The organism is Klebsiella sp. M041, assembly GCF_059759695.1.
Map to the genome: position 1 here is coordinate 249804 of NZ_JCAXWU010000006.1, position 18661 is coordinate 268464.

Sequence of the window (18661 nt, forward strand, 5' to 3'; positions counted from 1 at the left end):
GCAGGCGCAGCGAATTATTGCACGGTCAGCCGCAGCGCGGCGGCGGTGGCGAACGGACACAGGGTGGCGCTGGCGGTTAAGAACGCCGCCAGCATCGCCAGATAGCCGCCGACCGGGAGCCCGGCGGCCGCCGCCTGGCAGGCCGCGGTGGCGAAAATCAGCAGCGGCACCGCCAGCGGCAGCACCAGCAGGCTCAGCAGGACGCCGACGCGCTTCAGGCCGACGGTCAGGCCAACCCCCACCGCGCCAAGAAAACTGAGCGTCGGCGTGCCAAGCAGCAAGGTCAGCGCCAGCACGCCGGCGTCGTGCAGATTCATCCCCAGCAGCAGCGCCGCCAGCGGCGAGACGATCAGCAGCGGCAGGCCGCTCATCATCCAGTGAGCGACCACCTTCACCAGCACCACCGCCACCAGCGGCGTCGGCAGAAGCATCAGCTGCTCCAGGGAACCGTCCTGCCAGTCGTCGCGAAACAACCGATCCATCACCAGCAGTGCCGCCAGCAGCGCGGCGACCCACACCACGCCCGGCGCAATCTGCGCCAGCAGTTGCGGCGCGGCGCCGACGCCGAACGGAAACAGGGTGATGACGATCAGAAAGAACCATAGCGGATTGAGGATCTCTGCCCCGCTGCGCCACGCCAGGCGCAGTTCCCGGGCCAACAGCGCTCTCATCATTGCCGCCTCCCGCCGTCGTCGCCGAGGCGCAGGGTGCGCAACGGGCAGCCCAGCGGCCTCAGCGGCTGATGGGTGGTGAGGATCGCGCTTCCCCCCTGCCGGGCGTGCTGCTCCAGGCGTCGGGTCAGGGTTTCTATCGCCGTGGCGTCGAGGGCGGTAAACGGCTCATCGAGGATCCACAGCGGCGCATCGGTTAACCACAGGCGGGTTAACGCCACCCGGCGCTGCTGCCCGGCGGAGAGCTGGCTTAAGGGGAGATCTTCATAGCCCGCCAGGCCGACGGCGGCGAGGGCGCGTTCCCGCTGCTGAAGGCGGCTGGCCGGAAAGAAGAAACGCAGGTTTTCATCGGCGGTCAGCGCCGCTTTGACGCCGGGCTTATGGCCCAGCCACAGCAGCTGGCGGTGAAATGACTCCCGCACCTGGGCCAGCGGCTGGCCCTGCCAGCTCACCACCCCGCTTTCCGGGCGCGCCAGGCCGCAGAGGATCCGCAGCAGCGAGGTTTTCCCCGCGCCGTTATCACCGGCGACCTGCAGCAGCTCGCCGGCAGCAAGGGACAGCGTCAGCTCCGCAAACAGTGGTCGATCGTCAACGATGCAGGTCAGTCGCTCTGCATGCAGCATGAAGGCAAACTCCTTGATTCAGACAGTCTTTTACGTCCTGGCTAAGTCAGGGTTGCGCCGCGCGGGCGACGCAACCCTGACGGTTACTGTCCGGCCCCCGGCAGCTTCGAGATATCGGCGTTGCCTAACGCCTTCTCATCGTGCGCCGCGGTCTCCTTACGCACCTTCGCCACATCGCTGGCGCTGACCGTCGGCGCGTTGTTACCCCAGCTGGTGCGGATGAAGTTGACCACATCCGCCACCTGCTGGTCGTCCAGACGCCAGCCGAACGACGGCATGGTCAGGTTGGAGACCGCATCTTTCACCGCCGGCGTGGTGCTCCCGGTCAGAACGATGTGGATCAGCGAAGTGGCATCTTCGGTCTGCACCACCGGGTTGCCCTTCAGCGACGGGAAGGCGCGCTGATAGCCCGCGCCGTCGGTGCGGTGGCAGGCGGCGCAGTTATCGACATACAGCGCGGCGCCGGTTTTGCTGTCGTTACCCTTCCACAGATCTTTCGCCACGCTGTCTTCCACCGGGGCTGGGGTCTGTTTGCCGCCGCGCGGCGGGAGCGACTTCAGATAGCGGGCGATGGCGGTGATGTCGTCATCAGAGAGATACTGCAGACTGTGCTCTACCACATCGCTCATGCCGCCGAAGACCACCGATTTATCGTTACGTCCGGTTTTCAGGAACTCAGCCAGCTCGGCTTCGCTCCAGGTCCCCAGACCGTCGCGATTTTCGCCGCGCAGGCTGGAGGCGACCCAGCCGTCAATCGGCGCATTGCTGCCCGCCAGGTAATCATCGCCTTCGCTTTCGCTGAGCGCTTTTTCCTGCATCGTCAGGCTACGCGGGGTATGACAGGCGCCGCAGTGGCCCAGGCCTTCCACCAGATAGCGACCGCGCTCCAGCACCGGGTCAACCTGCGGGTTGGCGACAAAGTCGCTCGGCGTCGGGGCGAAGATGCCGCGCCAGAACGCCAGCGGCCAGCGCATCGACAGCGGCCACGGGATGTCGGTGTCCTTGTTGGCGACATTCACCGGCTCCACGCCATGCATAAAGTAGGCGTACATGGCGCGCATGTCCGCTTCACTGATCCGCGCGAATGAGGGATACGGCATTGCCGGATAGAGCGTGGAACCGTCTTTCCGCACACCCTTGCGCACCGCGTCGTCGAACTCTTCGAAGGTGTACCCGCCGATGCCGTGTTCTTTATCCGGCGTGATATTGGTGGAGTAGATGGTGCCGATCGGCGTCTCCATCGGCAGACCGCCGGCGAAAGGTTTGCCCGCTTTGCCGTTGGTGTGGCAGGCGACACAGTCCCCCGCCCGCGCCAGATACTCCCCTTGCTTAATCAGATTGCTGTCCGCAGGCGCCTCTTCGGCGAAGGCCGCGCAGCTCAATGCCCCAAGCACCAGGGCCGATAACCATTGCATTTTCATCATCTGCCTTCCTTTATGCCTGCACCAGGGGACCCGGATTTTTCAGATACTGCTCGCGGATCGCCTTCGCTGACCAGTACGCCAGCGCGGCCACCGTGCCGGTTGGGTTATAGCCCAGCCCCTGCGGGAAAGCGGAGGCGCCGATGACGAAGACGTTATGCACGTCCCAGCTTTGCAGATAACGATTAACGGCGCTGGTTTTCGGATCTTCCCCCATCACCGCCCCGCCGTTCATATGGGTGGTCTGGTAGGTGGTGGTATCAAAGTGGCTGTTGGCGTTTTTCGGGCTGCCGAGGATATATTTCGGCTTCATCGCTTTGGCGATCGGCGCCATCTTATCGAACATAAACTGCGCCATCTTGATGTCGTTTTCCTGCCAGTCAAAGGTCATGCGCAGCAGCGGCTGGCCAAAGACGTTTTTGTAGTTCGGATCAAGATCGAGGTAGTTCTGCCGATAGGACTGGTGCGCGCCGTGAGCATCCATCGACAGGTGATGGGTGTAGGTATCGGCCACCGCCGCTTTCCATTTGCTGCCCCACGCCGGGGTGCCCGGCGGTACCGGGAAACCGGAGATGGGCTTGGTCCCGGCCTGGTTGACCCAGAACGGCGAACCGCCGACAAAGCCCGCCGCGCCGTGGTCGAAGTTGTCGGCGTTGAAGTCGTCGACGCCGACGCCGTTGCCGCCCGCGCCGATAAACGGGTTGGTGTAGGTGTCTTTGTCGAAAATGGCCTTAATGGTGGTCATGTTCTGGTAGGCGAAGTTACGCCCCACCACCCCTTCGCCGGTCTCCGGATTGTAGGGTTTGCCGATCCCGGAGAGCAGCATCAGGTGCACGTTATGGAACTGGAAGGCGCCGATGATCACCAGGTCCGCCGGCTGCTCCATTTCGCGCCCCTGGCCGTCGACGTAGGTCACGCCGGTGGCACGGGATTTGTCATCGGTCAGGTTGACCTTCAGCACGTTGGCGTTGGTCCGCAGCTCAAAGCGTTTTTCCTGGCGCAGCGCCGGCAGAATGTTCACGTTCGGCGAGGCTTTGGAGTACATGTAGCAGGCGTAGCCGCTGCAGAAACCGCAGAAGTTGCACGGGCCCATCTGCGCCCCGTAGGGGTTGGTATAGGAGTCGGAAGTGTTGGCCGACGGCAGGTTGTAGGGATGGTAGCCCACCTCGAGCGCCGCTTTTTCAAACAGCTGCGCCGACCAGGTGTTTTTCTGCGCCGGCAGCGGGAAGTCATCTGAGCGGTCCGGGGCGAAGGCGTTGCCGCCGCGGCCTTTGCCGACGACCTTGCCTTTGATCGACCAGGCGGTCCCGGAGGTGCCGAACACTTTCTCCGCTTTATCGAAGAACGGTTCCAGCTCGTCGTAGGTGACGCCGAAATCCTGGATGATCATATCCTGGGGAATGAAGTTTTTGCCGTAGCGCTCTTCATAGTGGCTGCGCATCCGCAGTTCGATGGGATCGACGCGGAAATGGACGCCGGACCAGTGCAGCCCGGCGCCACCCACGCCGGTACCCGGCAGGAAGGCCGCCAGCTGGCGATACGGCACCGCCTGCTGGCTGGTGTTATGCCGGATGGTGACGGTGCTTTTCGACAGATCCTGGAACAGCTTGCGGCGGATGTTGTAGGTCAGCTCGTCAATCACCTGCGGATAGGCGCCGTCCGGCCAGGTGTCGCGCATCGGGCCGCGCTCCAGCGCCACGACGTTGAGCCCGGCTTCGGTCAGCTCTTTGGCCATGATCGCCCCAACCCAGCCGAAGCCGACGATCGCGACATCGGTTTTTTTCAATACGGTGGCCATGATTACGCCCTCTCCCCATTAATTGATACCGGCGGGAAGGGGTAGCGTTCGCCCCGTTCAACCCAGTCCATAAAGTCGGCGCGCGCGCCGGGAAAATTAATCAGCGTCCAGCCGACCATGCCTTTGTTACCGCCATGGATCGGGTCGCTGAAGAAGCCTTCGCGGGTGTTCTGCAGCAGATAGGTGAAGAACAGCGAAGCCGGGAGCTGTTTGAACTCGGCTTTGCCCGATTCCCACAGGCCGAGCGCCTCGTCCTGCTGCTCGCTGCTCAGTTCAGCAAAGGTCTTGTGATACTTGTCCTGACACCAGGCCTCGGCATCGGCGATCCCGAGGTTATAGATCTGCTTGGGCACCAGCGGCAGCTGATAGCCCATCTCTTTCGGCACGTCGGGGTTGAAGGGCCCCTGCATATACCAGATGGAGCCGGTGGCGTAAGGGGTATTGAGCTGGCGGTCGATAAACTCCGGCACGCCGGCCTCTTTGGCGCCGGGACCAAGTTCATCCGCCGGGATTAAGCGAGCGACAGCGGCGTTGATAAACGCCCACTCACGATCGTTGAAGAACTGCGGCTTCCAGTCGCTGGCCGCCGCCGTGTTCCCGGAGGCTGGCTCTGAAGCGGGGGCCGCCTGCGCGGTCGCGCTGGTGGCCACGCCAATGGCCCCTGCTCCCGCGCCGCCGATCACCACCGTCGGGATCAGCGCCATCGATTTCACCAGGAAATCACGCCTGGAATTGTTTGTTTTCTCGCTCGACATCATCACATTCCTGTCATTGAAAATTACTGTTTTTGTCGCTGACAAAACCAGTGAATGTCGTGCTGGAACCGATACCATTGCGCTTTTAAACCGCTTAACGTCTGGCCCGGACCGGCAAGTCGGATAAAACATCGCCAGAGGCGATATCATTTATAGGGTTATCGTTTGGATAGTAGACGATTCTCAACGAAACGCGGGAAATCGGAGAGAAATTCACCGGAATGTCATCGTGAGAAGGGTGCTGCCATAACCTTGAGGCGGTAAACCGGCGGCGTTCACACCGCGCTGAGCTTACCCATGCGCCAAAAAAGAGTGACTTGTATCACAAATGTTATTTTTTGTTTATGGTACATGGCAGATTAAACGTCTGTAAATACTCGTATTAGGAATAATTAAACATTTTGAGCTGTTAAAAAAGTTACTACCCGTTGTTAACTATTTTGCATCTATTTCCCGGCTAACGCGTTCGGCTGGCGATCCCCATCCACAGGAGAAGAGAAGAGATGTTCGATCATGTGAAATTCGGCGTCAGCGACTATGCCGCCAGCAAAGCGTTCTTTTTACAGGCTCTGGCCCCGCTTGGCGTAACGCTGGTCGATGAAGGCGAGCCGACCTACGGCGCAGAGCTGGCGGGTAGCGAGGATGTCTCTTTGTGTCTCTATCAAAGTGCGGACAAACCGGCGCCGCTGCATATCGCCTTTCGCGCCGACAGCCGCGAGCAGGTGGATGCCTTCTGGCAGGCGGCGCTGGCCGCCGGAGGAAAGGACAACGGCGCGCCGGGGTTACGGCCCAACTACCACGCCGGGTACTACGCCGCCTTTGTGATCGCGCCAGACGGGCACAATATTGAAGCCGTGTGCCATCTGGCGGGGTAAGCTGGGCGGAAGCAGCCCCCACGGACGTGTGGAAGAATCCCGTTGAGTTGCCGGGGCCGCGGTTTTGACCGAAACACCCCCACGTGCGTGGGGAAGACAACAGCCCGACAACATTGCAGTGAGGTTTTTGGGAAACACCCCCACGTGCGTGGGGAAGACCTGTAATTCATGACGCGCGGAACATAAATAGCGGAAACACCCCCACGTGCGTGGGGAAGACTCCAGGAGCAACCTGTTGGGGATAATGGGAATAGAAACACCCCCACGTGCGTGGGGAAGACACCAACATATTGTCAAAGAGCATCAACTCAACCACTATATCCGCGAATTACGACAGTTTTAGGGTTTCAATAATCAGTTGTAACCCACTGAGCTCAATAATCGGCTTTCTGACCTCCCCCTTGTAGCGAATTTCATAACCAGGCGGTTGAGAAATACTGCGAAACAGCATCAGGCCTGATTCCACAGGCGTGTACTGCATCAGATAATCAACAACGGTTTGCGCGACCGAATCTTTGACGCCAGAGACGAACACATTTGGCCGGGGTTCGACAAACCACAGCTTCATTCGCCCACGAACCGCTGGCGGCAGATCATTTGCCAGTACGACGAGCACCTTTCCCTCCCATCAGCTCATTGATATCGGCGGCAATCAGGTTGAGCAAATCCAGGGCTATCACTCGTTTTCTGAATGCATCAGAAACTTTATGTTTATCATATCGACCCGCCATCTCCCTCGACAGGGAAAACGCCAGATCGATACAGAGCCGCTCTTTGTAAAGGTCAGCCAGGTCATAGACAAACGGTAAAGGACTACCTGAATGAACAAAACCAATATGCGGCGAGTAGCCCATCGCATGAACAACTGAGCATAATATGCCGTACAGGGCGGCGTTAGTGGAGGTCAACACCTGGTTTGTCAGGTCGCTCAGTTCAAACTTACCGGGCGTGAACTGCCTCCCTTTCCAGCCCACGCCATACTCCTGCGCTTTTTGCTGATACAACGCACGAACCCGGCTCCCCTCCATGCCCATCATGCTGTTTAAACTTTTGCCCTCCAGTTCGGCATCCGGAAAGCGTTTAGCAAACATCGCTCTGGCAATCTTTAGCGCAGACGACGCATCGCTGGCCAGTGCCATCTGTGTTTTAAGATTGCGGGTATCAGCGGTGGGCAAAAAACCAGCGGCGTAAAATAACAGACTATCCTCACCCACCCAGCACACCGCGCAGTTAGCCGCGGTCGCGGTTTTGATCGCCTCATGAGTCACTGAGGTCCCGGGGCCAAGCAGCAGCGTGTTGACGGTCGCCACCGGGAGAGGTACCACGTTGCCATCCGCATCAACCCATTTCACACTGCTGTCATCAATCTCCAGCCGCCCGCGCTCAAGGTATAGAAAAGGGTATTTATCTTTTACCTGAGGCAGAAGTTCGCGGGTGACTTTGACAAACAGCCTCTCCCCCTGGGCCATTAGCCGAACTCCAGCACGGTCACCTGGCGATCCCGATAACGCTTATACCGGCCGAATTGCACCGGGACATCATTTAGCGTGATAACATCTCCATCCCCTTCTCCTTCAATAACCGCATAGCTCAACGTGCGCTGTTTGCTATCGGCTAACTGCTGCGCCTGTTGCCAGGCTGCTTCTGCGCTGTCATAGATCCCCTGGTAGATCAGCTCGCTGGGCACGCAGCTTTTACGACCGAGATATAAGTCCCATACCGGGTTTTGTAGAGCCTCTGGCAATGACTCCGCCTGTTGGCTGCCAAGCGCCATCACCACGGCGAATACGGCATCCTGAAGGTAGTAACGGTAGGTCATTTTCGTTCCGCCACCCACGGCTTTCTTTCCATCAGATGTCTTAGGTATCAGCAGATTTTGCCAGGGATCGCTGTCGTCATAACCGCTACCCACCATCTGGAAGTCGCACAATGCCGGCTCACGTATGAGCGGCTGGCCCTGCTTGTCGGTACGGGCGTAGGCACGAACCTCCATCGACAGATTATTCATCTCCGCCAGCCACTCGACCTCTGGTCCCGATGCGCCGCGTGCACAGCAAATCAGCCCCAAAATACCCGAGCGGGTCGGGAAATTCAGCGTATCGCGTACGCCAAATTTTGAATCGAATCCCCAGGACTGCAGCGGCCCTTCAAGCCACAGCAGCATATGATGTATTGATTGGCTCATATTCACCGTCCCTTACAGATGTGACTGTAAGTCGGCGATCAGGCGGTCAATGCTGTAGTCGAGATCCTCGCCCCACTCGTAATCGCCTTGTTTGCCGAACAGGGAGCCGGAGAGTTTTTCTTTTTTATTCAGCCAGTCTTTCAGCGCCGCTTTACTGGGCGATAAGTAGCCTTCGCCCTGACTCTTAACGGGCTGTTCGAATGAAGCCTGCAGCCCCTGGCCTTTACGCAGCAACACGCGGGCATATTCCCACGGACAGGCCCCGGATTGCGTTGTTTGTCGGGCCGAGGGAACGGCAACGTACAGCGCCTTAACAAAAGCTGCGACGGCGGTTTTCATATCGGCATCCTCCCCCAACGTTTGCGCCAGCTGCCCGAGATCCAGGCTGACATAGCGATAGTAGGTCGCCGAATTAAACTCCAGACTCCCCATATGCGCCGAACCGCTTTCATCCTCCGTTTTACAATCATCCACGGCGGTAAAGAACTCGACTTCATTGCTCACTTTATGGGTGGAAATGGCATGCGCGAACGAGGCCGCCGCCTCAACGTTCATATCTGCCGCTTTGGCCACCATGCGCCCGAAAAGCGCAATATCCAGGGCATCCAGGGTGCTGTTAACTACTTTTTTGGCAATTTTAACCAGTTCTTTGTCTTTCAGGCTGGCGGCATCAAAATCTTTTTCCTGCGCGTAGGCGGCAAACGCAGCAGCCTCAGCCTCACTGAGAAACAGCAAGGTGTCATCGGAGAAAAAAGCGGCCATCGCCTCACCGCATCCGGTGGCCTGCTCTTCGCTTGCGCCCAATTCACGACAGGCGTTGGTCAGCAGTGAGGCAATTTTTTTACTACGCACCCCGAGACGGATGCCAAAATCAGGCAGCGCCAGACGCACCTGGCGCTTCCAGCACTGCGATGACACTCTGGCGCGCGAAACGCCGCCAACGATGGCGGATTTGGGGGCGCCCACGTCATCGCGGTTAAGGCAGGTCACCGGAAAAGACTGCAAAAGATGAAACTCAATACGGGTATTTTTGAACCGGGTAGTCATAAGATTATCCTTAATAAATTATTTAACCATCAGGAAAAAAGCGCATCAACAACGGGCACAATCTGCAGCAGGCCGCAGCCAAAGGCTCGCCCTTTGCCAATGCCATGATGAAAACTATGCTGGAACTGCTGTTGGTCGGTGACGGTGAGCAGCCCTTGCATCGTCGCCTTGCCAAGCGTTACCTGGCGGCCGGCTTTCTCTTTAAACTGCAGAACTTCCATTGCCTCGACCTGCAGGCTCGGCAGATCTACTTCAAAGCCCCATCGGCTGGCGGCTCGCTGAATAAACCACTGCGCAATATCAGCCCGGCCTTTCACGGCGACGCGCTTACCCGTTTGCTTATCTTTCCGTACCGGATTCACCTGTACCTGAAAGCGATAACGCGAATGGGAGAGAAAAGCGGCCGGAATCGATTTACTGATGACCTCACCGTACAGCCCATCAACCTTTGCAGCCGGAGGTCTGTCAGAGACGATCAATATTTTGCGGCCATGAAAATCCCCTCCCTGGTCGGCATAGGCGATCCCGCTCGAAATATGGCTGCACTTCTCCCGGTCTGTACGCGCGTCAGCAAACAGGCTGTACACCACCCGGTGTAGGGAGTAGGCATCGCTGATTTTCAGCGCTTTCACCGCAGCGCGATCGAGATGTAAAGCACTCGCAAAGAGTTCAGTCATGTGAATTCCTCGCCTCACTCCCGGCAGCCTCACCGGCACGACGATAGAATTCCTGCGCCCAGCGGGCGCGGATCCGTTCGCGACTGCTGCCGGAGAACCACTGCAGTTCATTGAGTAGCCCGGCGAAATCCGGCGTCACACTGCGGCTGGCCATTAATGCCAACAACGGGCGCAAAATACGGCACGCTTCGCTGGTCGAAGTACAGGCCAATAGCCGTCGCAGGCGAGCTTTCGCCTGTTCAGACTGATTGCCCTCGGGATAACAACCGGCAATGGCAGCCCCCAGAGTGATTGTGCCATTGCTGGCCGGTTTCGCCTTTGCCAGCGCGGCGCCAATGACGCAGTACGGCAGGCGTTGCCATTCCTTTTCAAGGTCAATGCCAAAGCCCGCCAGGATTTCCCAGCTCTGATACTCGGTCGTCGGGTTATCCGCTCGTTTAAGGCGGGCGGCAAAGCCATTGTCTTTCGCGATACGATCAATCACGTAACCGACAAATCGTTTGGCTGACGATTCGTTAGCCGCGCTTTCGGCGGTAACGTCTGCAGGAACCTGATCCATGATGATCCTCCTTAATCGAGGGTGATATATTGGGAAAAATTAGGCCGGGCCTGCGCCCAGGCATCTAATTGACGTGCACTGTCGGCAGGACAGAGCTGATCAAAAACCTGCCCGGCGTAGCTGGCAAAAATTTTTCGTAACTGATGACGCACGAAATGCTGTTCTCCGAAATTCAGGCAAGCATTAATTAGCGCCTGAGCCTGACGTTCACAGAGTTGCCAGAATAGAGACGTCGCTTTTTCAGCCTGCTTTGCCACAAAAGGTTGGGCCTTGCCGGTTGCTGATTTATCGATATCGGAAAGCTGGCGGAAATAACGCACAACCGCCCCCCAGAGCTGTTTTTGCACAGCCTCAAGCTGCGTCATTTCATATTTTAAATATTCTAAAAAGGCGTGATTAATTAACCCGGAGGATAACCATATTTCTGACTGAACATAATCATCTGTCCCTGACGCGTACTGTTCACCCGCATTACTACTCACCCTTAAGCCGCCTGACCATAGCGCAAACTGCTCCGCATGATGGGTTATCCGCTTCATAGGAAGGCTAAGCTGGCGGGTTTCAAATCCCCGGGAGCTATCCTGCTCAATAAACTGCAATAGCGACGTCAGTTCGCGCCAGGGGCGTTTACCCGGGTTAACCCATAATGCCTTCGGTTTCTTGCCTGAAAAGTCGACGGAAACCGAGGGGTCGGTTTTACCTTCCAGATAGCCGGCATGGCTTATTCCATCGCTATAGTGAATGCCGTCCTCGGCTAAAAGGCAAAATTTACCCATTGGGATCAGGCGGCCAAGCAGAGACGCTTTCAACGAACGCGCAATGTCATCATCTTCCCCTGTCGGCATTTGCTCCCATGGGGCGGTCCCCAGCGTGGGATACATCACCAGTTGCGCAATATCCTCAGCGGTAAACAGATTGAACCAAATGCTCTGTACAATGGAATTCCCCATCCAGAACGAATGCAACAGTCCCATATGTCCGACAGAAACGCCGGGTTTACCACTACTCGGTTTACCTTTTTCGTTTTGTTTACCACAATAGCCTGCTGTTAACACCACGGCGTTATCGGTTTTCTTGCCCCCGAGCCCCAATCCCATCTGAACAATGATAGCTAGCGCTTTGTCCGCATCGGTTAATTGTTGCTGTTGCTGGCTTTCGGTCAAAACGGTGGTGTTGCCGGTACTCACCTCCGGTGATAAAACTCCAAATGACTTACATTCCGCGGTCTGAATAGCGGGCATCTGTAAGAAAGGCTTTTCACCATACAAATAAAAGCGGTCGTGCCATTTAGCGAGGTACTGCAGACAGCGATTGGCCATTCCCTGCCAGCCCATCTGTTGCCAGTCGCTATCATCAGCAGGCGTCGCGGCCGCCTGAGCGATGGCTAAGAGTAATTTGGTGAGCGCTATTTTTTGTACCGGGTTGCCCCCTAAAGCGCGTAATTCCGGCTGACTAAAAATATCGGTTAAACTGACCAACCCCACATCCACGACCGCAATCCAGGGTTCATCAATTAAATTGAAGCGGTTCTCCATGGTTTATTCCTTTTTGGAAATGGCCCGGAAGCCAAGATATTCACTATATTCGAGAGTGTATTTATCGCCTGTGGGCCGGCCATCCAGCGTCTTCAATTCACCCGCAGGGCTGACAATAGCAACGCGCAGTAACGCCTCGTCATCTTCGGGGCGACCGAGATAGAACACCTGTTGCAGGTGTAATTTTTCCAGCTCATTTTTTGCTATTTTAGGCGGACAATACGTCGGATTAACTCGCACCAGCTGCTGATTAAGCGCCACCGCCAGCTGTCGCCACTGCGTCCGGCTTAAACAATGCCGCCCATGCGGAAGGGCTAATTCAGCATCATCGAGCAGGCGCAAATACGTGACGCCGTCTTGCGTACGCAGACCACGTAGCAGCAACAGGTCATGGGTGTCACTATCGCTATAGCGCGTCTCCGCTTTATGCTCAGGCAGCGTTTTCCCGCCGCCAGATAACGTGAGCTTCGCCAGAGACTGCAACGCCTCTTCACCGGAACGAAAGCGGCTGCCATTCTTCAGTTCATGCAGTAGCGTGGCCCATGGCCCCTCTTCCGAACGTGCACTATAGGTCCGGTCGATCAGGGGGCGAATATCCCCAGGCAATGATAGAGAGAGGATCGCTTGCCAGACCTCCAGACTGCGGCATAACACATAGGGCGAGTAGACCATCGCGCTCATGCCGAACGCAGAACCCGGGTTAGCTAAAGCGCTCTCAAGCGATGGAGACAATAACCAGCATTCCGCTTTCGCACTCGCATGGCGGGGGGTATCGGTATGACGCCACAGCCGGCCAAGACGTTGCAGCAACATATCTGTTGGCGCAAAACGGCTCACGAGGAAATCTGCATCAATATCAAGGGATTGTTCCAGAACCTGGGTTCCGACTAAAATTCGCCCGCACTGCTTACGTTGCGACCGGCCGGCACGGCCGTAAAGCGCGACCCAGCGTTGCTCATGCAGGTTGCGATGTTGAGGTATAAAACGGGAGTGTAAGAGTCCTATTTCACATCCCGCCTCAACAGCCCGGCTGGCCATATCCAGATACCGTTGCTGCGCTTCAGCAACGGTATTTTCAATCCACAACACCTGTTGCCCACGTTCTGCGCGCCGTAGTGCCTCTTCCAGCGCGGATTCATCATTGCTACAGGAATAGAGTGTGAGGGTGGCGTGCTCAGTGGCAGGTACGCCAATTTCGGAAAGCACCGGCTCTCCAGCGCAGATGGGAGCAGCGGTGATCAGCGGATATGCTTCACTGGTTGTTGTCTGCTGCAACAAGGCGTCACGACGGGCCCGGCTCAGCGTGGCGCTGAGAATAATCACCGTGCAGTCGATTTGACGCAGAAATTCGACTAGCGCGTTGAGGATCGTGCCAGTGTAGAGATCGTAGGAATGGACTTCGTCAAGGATCACCACTTTGCCCGCGAGGCCATACGCCCTGACAAATCCATGCTTCACATTCATCACCGCCATCAAAGCCTGATCGATGGTGCCGACGGCAAATGGCGCTAATAAGCCGCGTTTTCGGTGATTAAACCATGCACCACCTGGGCTTCCTTCCTCCCCCATCTCGGTATCCATCAACCAGGCGCCGGAATGCAAAAGTAAGGCACGCTGCGGGGTTTCAGCACTGACAATTTGTTGCAGAAAAGCATCGAAGCGATCGTATATTTTGTTCGAGGTCAACTGAGTGGGTAAGGCGAAATAAATGCCGGTTGCTTTTTCCTGGGCCAGCATTTGATAAGCCGCATATAGCGCGGCTTCTGTTTTCCCCATTCCCATTTGCGCTTCGAGAATATAGAGACCAGGCCCCGAAACCTGATCAATAAAACGCCATTGCGCTTCGCGTGGTCGTTTCGACGGATCGTCAGGAAAAAAGACGTCCGCAAAGGATAGCCCTTGACGGATAACAGGTTTAATAAAACCTGCATTATTCAGGGCAGCCGCTATTACGGGCTGTCACGCTTGATCTGGATTTTCAAAAAACTCACCGGAGCCAATCCAGTCCGCTACCGAAGTCAACCCGGCAACCACGCGAGCCTGAGCGACTGAATTAAATGCCGGCCAATCGGCGACCAGATCCGCTTTCAGCTTATCCACGAGTTTTTTACGCTCATCAAACCAGAGCAACCCGCCGAATACATCAGCATCGCCACGCCTGCCGTTGAGTGCTGGATTAAAACCGTGGTGTTGGCCGAGGATCTCGGGAACATAGCGCGGGGCTTGTAAACTTTCCGCTGTCGCCTGGCTGACGCCTGCATGACCTCCCCAAAGTGTCTCCAGCTCCGGATTCACCGCCGATAACGCAGAAAGACGCTTGTCATTAACGTCGCATGCAGCAAAAAGTTTAGCAGCAAAGGTTGGACTGACCTTTCCGATATCGTGGCAGGCGGCCGCCATTTCACTTCCCGCTGGAAACAATCGACTTCGCATCGGCTCGGGATAGCGCGCTATTAGCGCACGAGCTATCTCCCCGACAATCTGACAATGGCTCAACAACGAGCGTCCCTGCACCACGCGGCCATCATTCAACCTTCGGGTTTTCGCTGGGCAGTTTTCATAACTTATCGCCGCGGTGGCATGTTGATTTTGAAGCGAAACCCTGGTTAAGCGCCTCATGGAATTTTTCCTTAAAAATCATGTGCCCTTTATTAATACTAAAAATAGGGGGATTTATAAATAACTTTTTATAAAATAAAAAAGCACACACAACAGACTGAATTTATTATAAAAACCCAAAATAATAATATAAAAAATTAAAAATAATTAATAGGAAGAGCGATATCTCCAGATGAGTCATAAAGCCTAACGCTTTATACGTCATTTTAGAAAGTATAAAACAAACATAGTTCACGAATATTTATAAGTGAAATCATATAAAAATTATATAGGACGGAGCTGGCTAAACGAAATATCGAAGACATTGATGTACGTTAAGGACCATAATGTCACGCATTGATGCGTCTGCATCAGATAAACGGTCACGTGAAACACCCCACGCACGTGGGGAAGACGCGCTGATAGCAGAAGCCAGCGTGCTTTCTGCGGAAACACCCCCACGCATGTGGGGAAGACAATGTGGAGTCAATGATATGCTGACGCATCCAGGAAACACCCCCACGCACGTGGGGAAGACTCATAACTGATGGTTTGGCGCTGCGCGAGCATGGAAACACCCCCACGCACATGGGGAAGACCGTGTGCTGGATCCGTCGTCCTGGTCAATCGTGGAAACACCCCCACGCACGTGGGGAAGACGCTCGGGGTAGATAAGGCCGACCAAAGTCGGTAGAAACACCCCCACGCACGTGGGGAAGACATGGGTGAACCGGTGGTAAATCATAGTGACATGGAAACACCCCCACGCACGTGGGGAAGACACCAGCATATTGTGTTTAGCAGCTTATTAAAACACCAGATTTACGATAATTGCACTCCGCAGGGTTTTCGCGTCAGCTTCAACATTCATCCAGCGGACAAGATTGTCTCAATGTCACCACCGTCGACTGGCTGCTGACCAGGATCGGTCTAGCCTACTGGCCTGCCCGGCCCATAGCCGGACGCAAAGTGCTTTTGTCATCCCATAGCGTAGCGTTATAACCTGACGCTTGCCTTCCGTGGCTTCGCGTAGTTACCGCTGCGGAAAAATCCACACATCCTCCGCCGGAAGCGTCAGATGGCAGTGTTCAGCATCGCGCAGCGCGGTTCCGTAGGCGCGTAGCGGAAAGTCGTCGCCCTCGGTGCGGAACAGGTACTCCCAGCGGTCGCCGAGGTACATGCTGGTCAGCAGCGGTAACTGGAGACTGTTATCCTGCGCCGCGCCGTCAAGACGCAGGCGCTCGACGCGGATCACCGCCGTCGCCGGCTCGCCGACGCTGACCCCCTCGCCCGCTCGCCCCCACAGGCTCCAGCTGGCGCCTTCGATGCGCGCCCTGCCGTTCTCCAGCGCCATCACCTTGCCGTGCAGGCGATTATTGCTGCCCATAAACTCGGCGGCGAACAGCGTCGCCGGGCTGCCGTACATCTCCTGTGGCGTCCCCTGCTGCTCGATGACGCCATTGTTCAGCAGCAGAATACGATCGGAGATGGCCATCGCTTCATTTTGATCGTGGGTGACCATCAGCGCCGAGAGGCCCAGCTTGATGATCAGCTCGCGCAGAAACACCCGCGCCTCCTCGCGCAGCTTGGCGTCGAGGTTAGAGAGCGGCTCATCCAGCAGGATCACCGGCGGGTTGTAGACCAGCGCCCGGCCAATGGCCACCCGCTGCTGTTGGCCGCCGGAGAGCTGGTGCGGATGGCGGTTGCCAAGATGCCCCAGCCCCAGCTGATCCAGCACGCGCTGCACCCGCTCCTTTATCTCCCCGGCGGCGACTTTACGCAGCTTCAGCGGATAGGCCACGTTGTCGAACACCGTTTTGTGCGGCCACAGGGCATAGGACTGGAACACCAGGCCGAGGTTACGCTCTTCGGCCGGGATTTCGCTGCGCGGCGTGCCGTCGTACACCGTGCGGTTGCCGATGGCGATCCGTCCGCTCGTCGGCTTCTCCAGCCCGGCCACCGCCCGCAGCAGCGTGGTTTTGCCGCTTCCCGAAGGCCCCAGCAGCGACACCACCTCCCCCCGGCCGAGCGTCATCGACACGCCTTTCAGCACCGGGTTGTCGCCATAGGTGAGATGCAGATTTTCTACCGATAACTCAATCATGTAATTTCACTCCAAAGCGCAGGGCGATGCCAAGGCCAATCACCACCAGCAGAATATTGATAAAGGAGAGCGCCGCGACGATATCGATGGCCCCCGCCGCCCACAGCGACACCAGCATCGAGCCGATGGTTTCGGTACCCGGCGACAGCAGATAGACGCCGGTGGAATATTCGCGCTCAAAGATCAGAAACATCAGCAGCCAGGAGCCAATCAGCCCATAGCGCGACAGCGGGACGGTGACGTGGCGGGTGATCTGCCCCCGCGAGGCGCCGGTGCTGCGCGCCGCCTCCTCCAGCTCCGGGCCCACCTGCAGCAGCGTTGAGGAGATGAGCCGCAGGCCATAGGCCATCCATACCACGGTGTAGGCCAGCCAGACGCTGAAGATGGTATTGCGCAGCGCGCGCAGCTGCACGATAAGGTGCTCCCGCAGCCAGTCCGCCACCGGCAGCGCCGAGAGCCAGCCATGCTTCAGCGACTGATCGAGCCACATCGGCACAAACAGGAACACCCACAGGAAGGCCAGACCGGCCAGCAGCCCCGGCACCGCGCGCGGGACCAGCACGCTGTAATCAAGAAAGCGGGTGACGTTGTCCGCTTTGCGGTGCATGGCGATGCCAACAAACAGATAGCAGATCACCGCCAGCGCGCCGCCGACGATGCCGATAGCCATCGAGTTGACGATCGCCCGCAGCAGGTTGGGCTGCTGCCAGATATTGTGGAACGTCGTCAGCGACAGCTCATCCCACAGCGACACGCCGACGCCCCAGTTGGAGATAAAGGCGCGCAGCGCCACGCCGAGCAGCGGCACGCCGATGGTCACCGTCAGCCAGGCCACCACCACCGCCCCGGCCACCCAGCGCCATTTGCCCAGCGGCAGCGCCCGCGCCTGCGACGCCTTGCCCTTCATGGTGACAAAGCGGTTGGCGGTGCGCATCAGCCGACGCTGGAGCATGACCAGCGGGATGGTGATGCAGATCAGCACCACCGCCACCGCCGCCATCAGATGGTAGGAGGGGGTGCCTAGCTTATTGGTCAGCTTGTAGAGATAGGTCGCCAGTACCATGTTGCCCTCTGGGTCGCCCAGCACCAGCATCAGACCGAAGACTTCCAGACCAAGGAAAAAGAGCAGCACGCAGGCGTAAAGAATGGAGGGCCGCACCATTGGCAGACTCACCGAAGTCATCACCTGCAGCGGCGTGGCGCCGACGGTGCGCGCCGCCTCTTCCACGTCCGAACCAACGCTGCGCAGCGCCGAGGAGATGTAGAGATAGGCGTGCGGCACGTGGGTTAAGCCGGCGATGACCACAATGCTGAACATCGAGTAGATATTCCACGGCACAAAGCCGATCAGCTGCTGCGCCCACTGGGAAAAGAAGCCTACCGGCCCGGCGGCCACCACGTAGCCAAAGCCCAGCACCATCGGCGAGACGAAGATTGGCACCAGGATCAGCGGCTCAATGAACCGCCGACCGGGTAAATCGGTGCGTACCATCAGAAAGGCCAAAATACCGCCCAGCGGAATGGCGATAATCACCAGGCCAAAGGCCAGAATAAACCCAGACCTTAACGCCAGATAAAAATCCGGGTCGGTAAAAATAAAGGCGAAGGCTTCCAGACTCCAGGATTTAGAGCGGGAAAAGAACGGCGCGGAGAGAAAACTCTGCACCACAATAAATAACAGCGGGACGTAAATCACCAGCGCCGTGATGCACACCACCACGCCGCGCGGCAGCCCCTGCCACTTTCTGCGTATTACATTCATGGTTCATCCCTTTGGTCAGGTGAATAAACCCGCCGGGTGTGAATAAGGGGC

General features: G+C 57.4%; 17 protein-coding genes and 1 CRISPR repeat array. Of the genes, 1 reads left to right on the plus strand and 16 read right to left on the minus strand.

Annotated features, from left to right (window positions below):
* Positions 1-14 precede the first annotated feature (14 nt).
* The 5 genes from ccmB to AC6CWS_RS10295 form a co-directional block, all read right to left on the minus strand.
* Positions 15-674, minus strand: coding sequence for a heme exporter protein CcmB (ccmB, locus tag AC6CWS_RS10275; protein WP_065881424.1), 660 nt, complete (start codon positions 672-674; stop codon positions 15-17).
* Positions 671-1294, minus strand: coding sequence for a cytochrome c biogenesis heme-transporting ATPase CcmA (gene ccmA, locus AC6CWS_RS10280; RefSeq protein WP_065881419.1), 624 nt, complete (start codon positions 1292-1294; stop codon positions 671-673). Before ccmA ends, ccmB begins: the two co-directional genes overlap by 4 nt.
* A gap of 83 nt (positions 1295-1377) precedes the next feature.
* Positions 1378-2718, minus strand: coding sequence for a c-type cytochrome (locus AC6CWS_RS10285; protein WP_074442553.1), 1341 nt, complete (start codon positions 2716-2718; stop codon positions 1378-1380).
* Between the two features lie 10 nt (positions 2719-2728).
* Positions 2729-4513, minus strand: a complete 1785-nt coding sequence (locus AC6CWS_RS10290) for a GMC family oxidoreductase (protein WP_002908285.1) — start codon at positions 4511-4513, stop codon at positions 2729-2731.
* A gap of 2 nt (positions 4514-4515) precedes the next feature.
* A complete protein-coding gene (locus tag AC6CWS_RS10295; protein ID WP_004175724.1) occupies positions 4516-5271 on the minus strand; it encodes a gluconate 2-dehydrogenase subunit 3 family protein in 756 nt (251 codons plus the stop codon).
* A 500-nt stretch (positions 5272-5771) separates the two neighbouring features.
* Here AC6CWS_RS10295 and AC6CWS_RS10300 point away from each other — a divergent pair, with 500 nt between their 5' ends.
* A complete protein-coding gene (locus AC6CWS_RS10300; RefSeq protein WP_065881417.1) occupies positions 5772-6143 on the plus strand; it encodes a VOC family protein in 372 nt (123 codons plus the stop codon).
* A 328-nt stretch (positions 6144-6471) separates the two neighbouring features.
* On the opposite strand, the gene cas2e is transcribed toward AC6CWS_RS10300, so the two are convergent.
* The 11 genes from cas2e to AC6CWS_RS10355 all read right to left on the minus strand — a co-directional run bounded on the left by cas2e (position 6472) and on the right by AC6CWS_RS10355 (position 18610).
* On the minus strand, positions 6472-6759 hold the full coding sequence (cas2e, locus tag AC6CWS_RS10305; RefSeq protein ID WP_074442552.1) for a type I-E CRISPR-associated endoribonuclease Cas2e: 288 nt from the start codon (positions 6757-6759) through the stop codon (positions 6472-6474).
* A complete protein-coding gene (gene cas1e, locus AC6CWS_RS10310; RefSeq protein ID WP_065881413.1) occupies positions 6737-7612 on the minus strand; it encodes a type I-E CRISPR-associated endonuclease Cas1e in 876 nt (291 codons plus the stop codon). The genes cas2e and cas1e overlap by 23 nt, the downstream gene beginning before the upstream one ends.
* On the minus strand, positions 7612-8328 hold the full coding sequence (gene cas5e, locus AC6CWS_RS10315) for a type I-E CRISPR-associated protein Cas5/CasD (protein WP_065881411.1): 717 nt from the start codon (positions 8326-8328) through the stop codon (positions 7612-7614). Before cas5e ends, cas1e begins: the two co-directional genes overlap by 1 nt.
* Positions 8329-8340: 12 nt before the next feature.
* On the minus strand, positions 8341-9375 hold the full coding sequence (gene cas7e / locus AC6CWS_RS10320; RefSeq protein ID WP_065881409.1) for a type I-E CRISPR-associated protein Cas7/Cse4/CasC: 1035 nt from the start codon (positions 9373-9375) through the stop codon (positions 8341-8343).
* 29 nt (positions 9376-9404) lie between these two features.
* Positions 9405-10052: a type I-E CRISPR-associated protein Cas6/Cse3/CasE gene (gene cas6e, locus AC6CWS_RS10325; protein ID WP_065881406.1), complete on the minus strand. Its 648-nt coding sequence runs from the start codon at positions 10050-10052 to the stop codon at positions 9405-9407.
* Complete coding sequence (casB, locus tag AC6CWS_RS10330) at positions 10045-10611, minus strand: type I-E CRISPR-associated protein Cse2/CasB (protein ID WP_065881404.1); 567 nt, start codon at positions 10609-10611, stop codon at positions 10045-10047. The genes cas6e and casB overlap by 8 nt, the downstream gene beginning before the upstream one ends.
* A gap of 11 nt (positions 10612-10622) precedes the next feature.
* Complete coding sequence (casA, locus tag AC6CWS_RS10335) at positions 10623-12146, minus strand: type I-E CRISPR-associated protein Cse1/CasA (protein ID WP_065881402.1); 1524 nt, start codon at positions 12144-12146, stop codon at positions 10623-10625.
* Between the two features lie 3 nt (positions 12147-12149).
* Positions 12150-14096, minus strand: coding sequence for a CRISPR-associated helicase Cas3' (cas3, locus tag AC6CWS_RS10340; RefSeq protein WP_140599666.1), 1947 nt, complete (start codon positions 14094-14096; stop codon positions 12150-12152).
* A 9-nt stretch (positions 14097-14105) separates the two neighbouring features.
* Entirely contained in the window at positions 14106-14765 is a 660-nt protein-coding gene (locus AC6CWS_RS10345; protein WP_225045496.1) for a CRISPR-associated endonuclease Cas3'', read from the minus strand.
* Positions 14766-15132: 367 nt separating this feature from the next.
* Positions 15133-15526: direct repeats of the CRISPR family, unit length 28 nt; unit sequence GAAACACCCCCACGCACGTGGGGAAGAC.
* Between the two features lie 251 nt (positions 15527-15777).
* Positions 15778-16848, minus strand: a complete 1071-nt coding sequence (locus AC6CWS_RS10350; RefSeq protein ID WP_002908292.1) for an ABC transporter ATP-binding protein — start codon at positions 16846-16848, stop codon at positions 15778-15780.
* Complete coding sequence (locus AC6CWS_RS10355) at positions 16841-18610, minus strand: ABC transporter permease (RefSeq protein WP_065881399.1); 1770 nt, start codon at positions 18608-18610, stop codon at positions 16841-16843. The genes AC6CWS_RS10350 and AC6CWS_RS10355 overlap by 8 nt, the downstream gene beginning before the upstream one ends.
* Between the last annotated feature and the right edge of the window lie 51 nt (positions 18611-18661).

What these genes read in the sequence shown, in the direction of transcription:
- ccmB (WP_065881424.1), bottom strand. Translation starts at nt 674, where the DNA reads ATGATGAGAGCGCTGTTGGCCCGGGAACTGCGCCTGGCGTGGCGCAGC.
- ccmA (WP_065881419.1), bottom strand. Translation starts at nt 1,294, where the DNA reads ATGCTGCATGCAGAGCGACTGACCTGCATCGTTGACGATCGACCACTG.
- AC6CWS_RS10285 (WP_074442553.1), bottom strand. Translation starts at nt 2,718, where the DNA reads ATGATGAAAATGCAATGGTTATCGGCCCTGGTGCTTGGGGCATTGAGC.
- AC6CWS_RS10290 (WP_002908285.1), bottom strand. Translation starts at nt 4,513, where the DNA reads ATGGCCACCGTATTGAAAAAAACCGATGTCGCGATCGTCGGCTTCGGC.
- AC6CWS_RS10295 (WP_004175724.1), bottom strand. Translation starts at nt 5,271, where the DNA reads ATGATGTCGAGCGAGAAAACAAACAATTCCAGGCGTGATTTCCTGGTG.
- AC6CWS_RS10300 (WP_065881417.1), top strand. Translation starts at nt 5,772, where the DNA reads ATGTTCGATCATGTGAAATTCGGCGTCAGCGACTATGCCGCCAGCAAA.
- cas1e (WP_065881413.1), bottom strand. Translation starts at nt 7,612, where the DNA reads ATGGCCCAGGGGGAGAGGCTGTTTGTCAAAGTCACCCGCGAACTTCTG.
- cas5e (WP_065881411.1), bottom strand. Translation starts at nt 8,328, where the DNA reads ATGAGCCAATCAATACATCATATGCTGCTGTGGCTTGAAGGGCCGCTG.
- cas7e (WP_065881409.1), bottom strand. Translation starts at nt 9,375, where the DNA reads ATGACTACCCGGTTCAAAAATACCCGTATTGAGTTTCATCTTTTGCAG.
- cas6e (WP_065881406.1), bottom strand. Translation starts at nt 10,052, where the DNA reads ATGACTGAACTCTTTGCGAGTGCTTTACATCTCGATCGCGCTGCGGTG.
- casB (WP_065881404.1), bottom strand. Translation starts at nt 10,611, where the DNA reads ATGGATCAGGTTCCTGCAGACGTTACCGCCGAAAGCGCGGCTAACGAA.
- casA (WP_065881402.1), bottom strand. Translation starts at nt 12,146, where the DNA reads ATGGAGAACCGCTTCAATTTAATTGATGAACCCTGGATTGCGGTCGTG.
- AC6CWS_RS10345 (WP_225045496.1), bottom strand. Translation starts at nt 14,765, where the DNA reads ATGAGGCGCTTAACCAGGGTTTCGCTTCAAAATCAACATGCCACCGCG.
- AC6CWS_RS10350 (WP_002908292.1), bottom strand. Translation starts at nt 16,848, where the DNA reads ATGATTGAGTTATCGGTAGAAAATCTGCATCTCACCTATGGCGACAAC.
- AC6CWS_RS10355 (WP_065881399.1), bottom strand. Translation starts at nt 18,610, where the DNA reads ATGAATGTAATACGCAGAAAGTGGCAGGGGCTGCCGCGCGGCGTGGTG.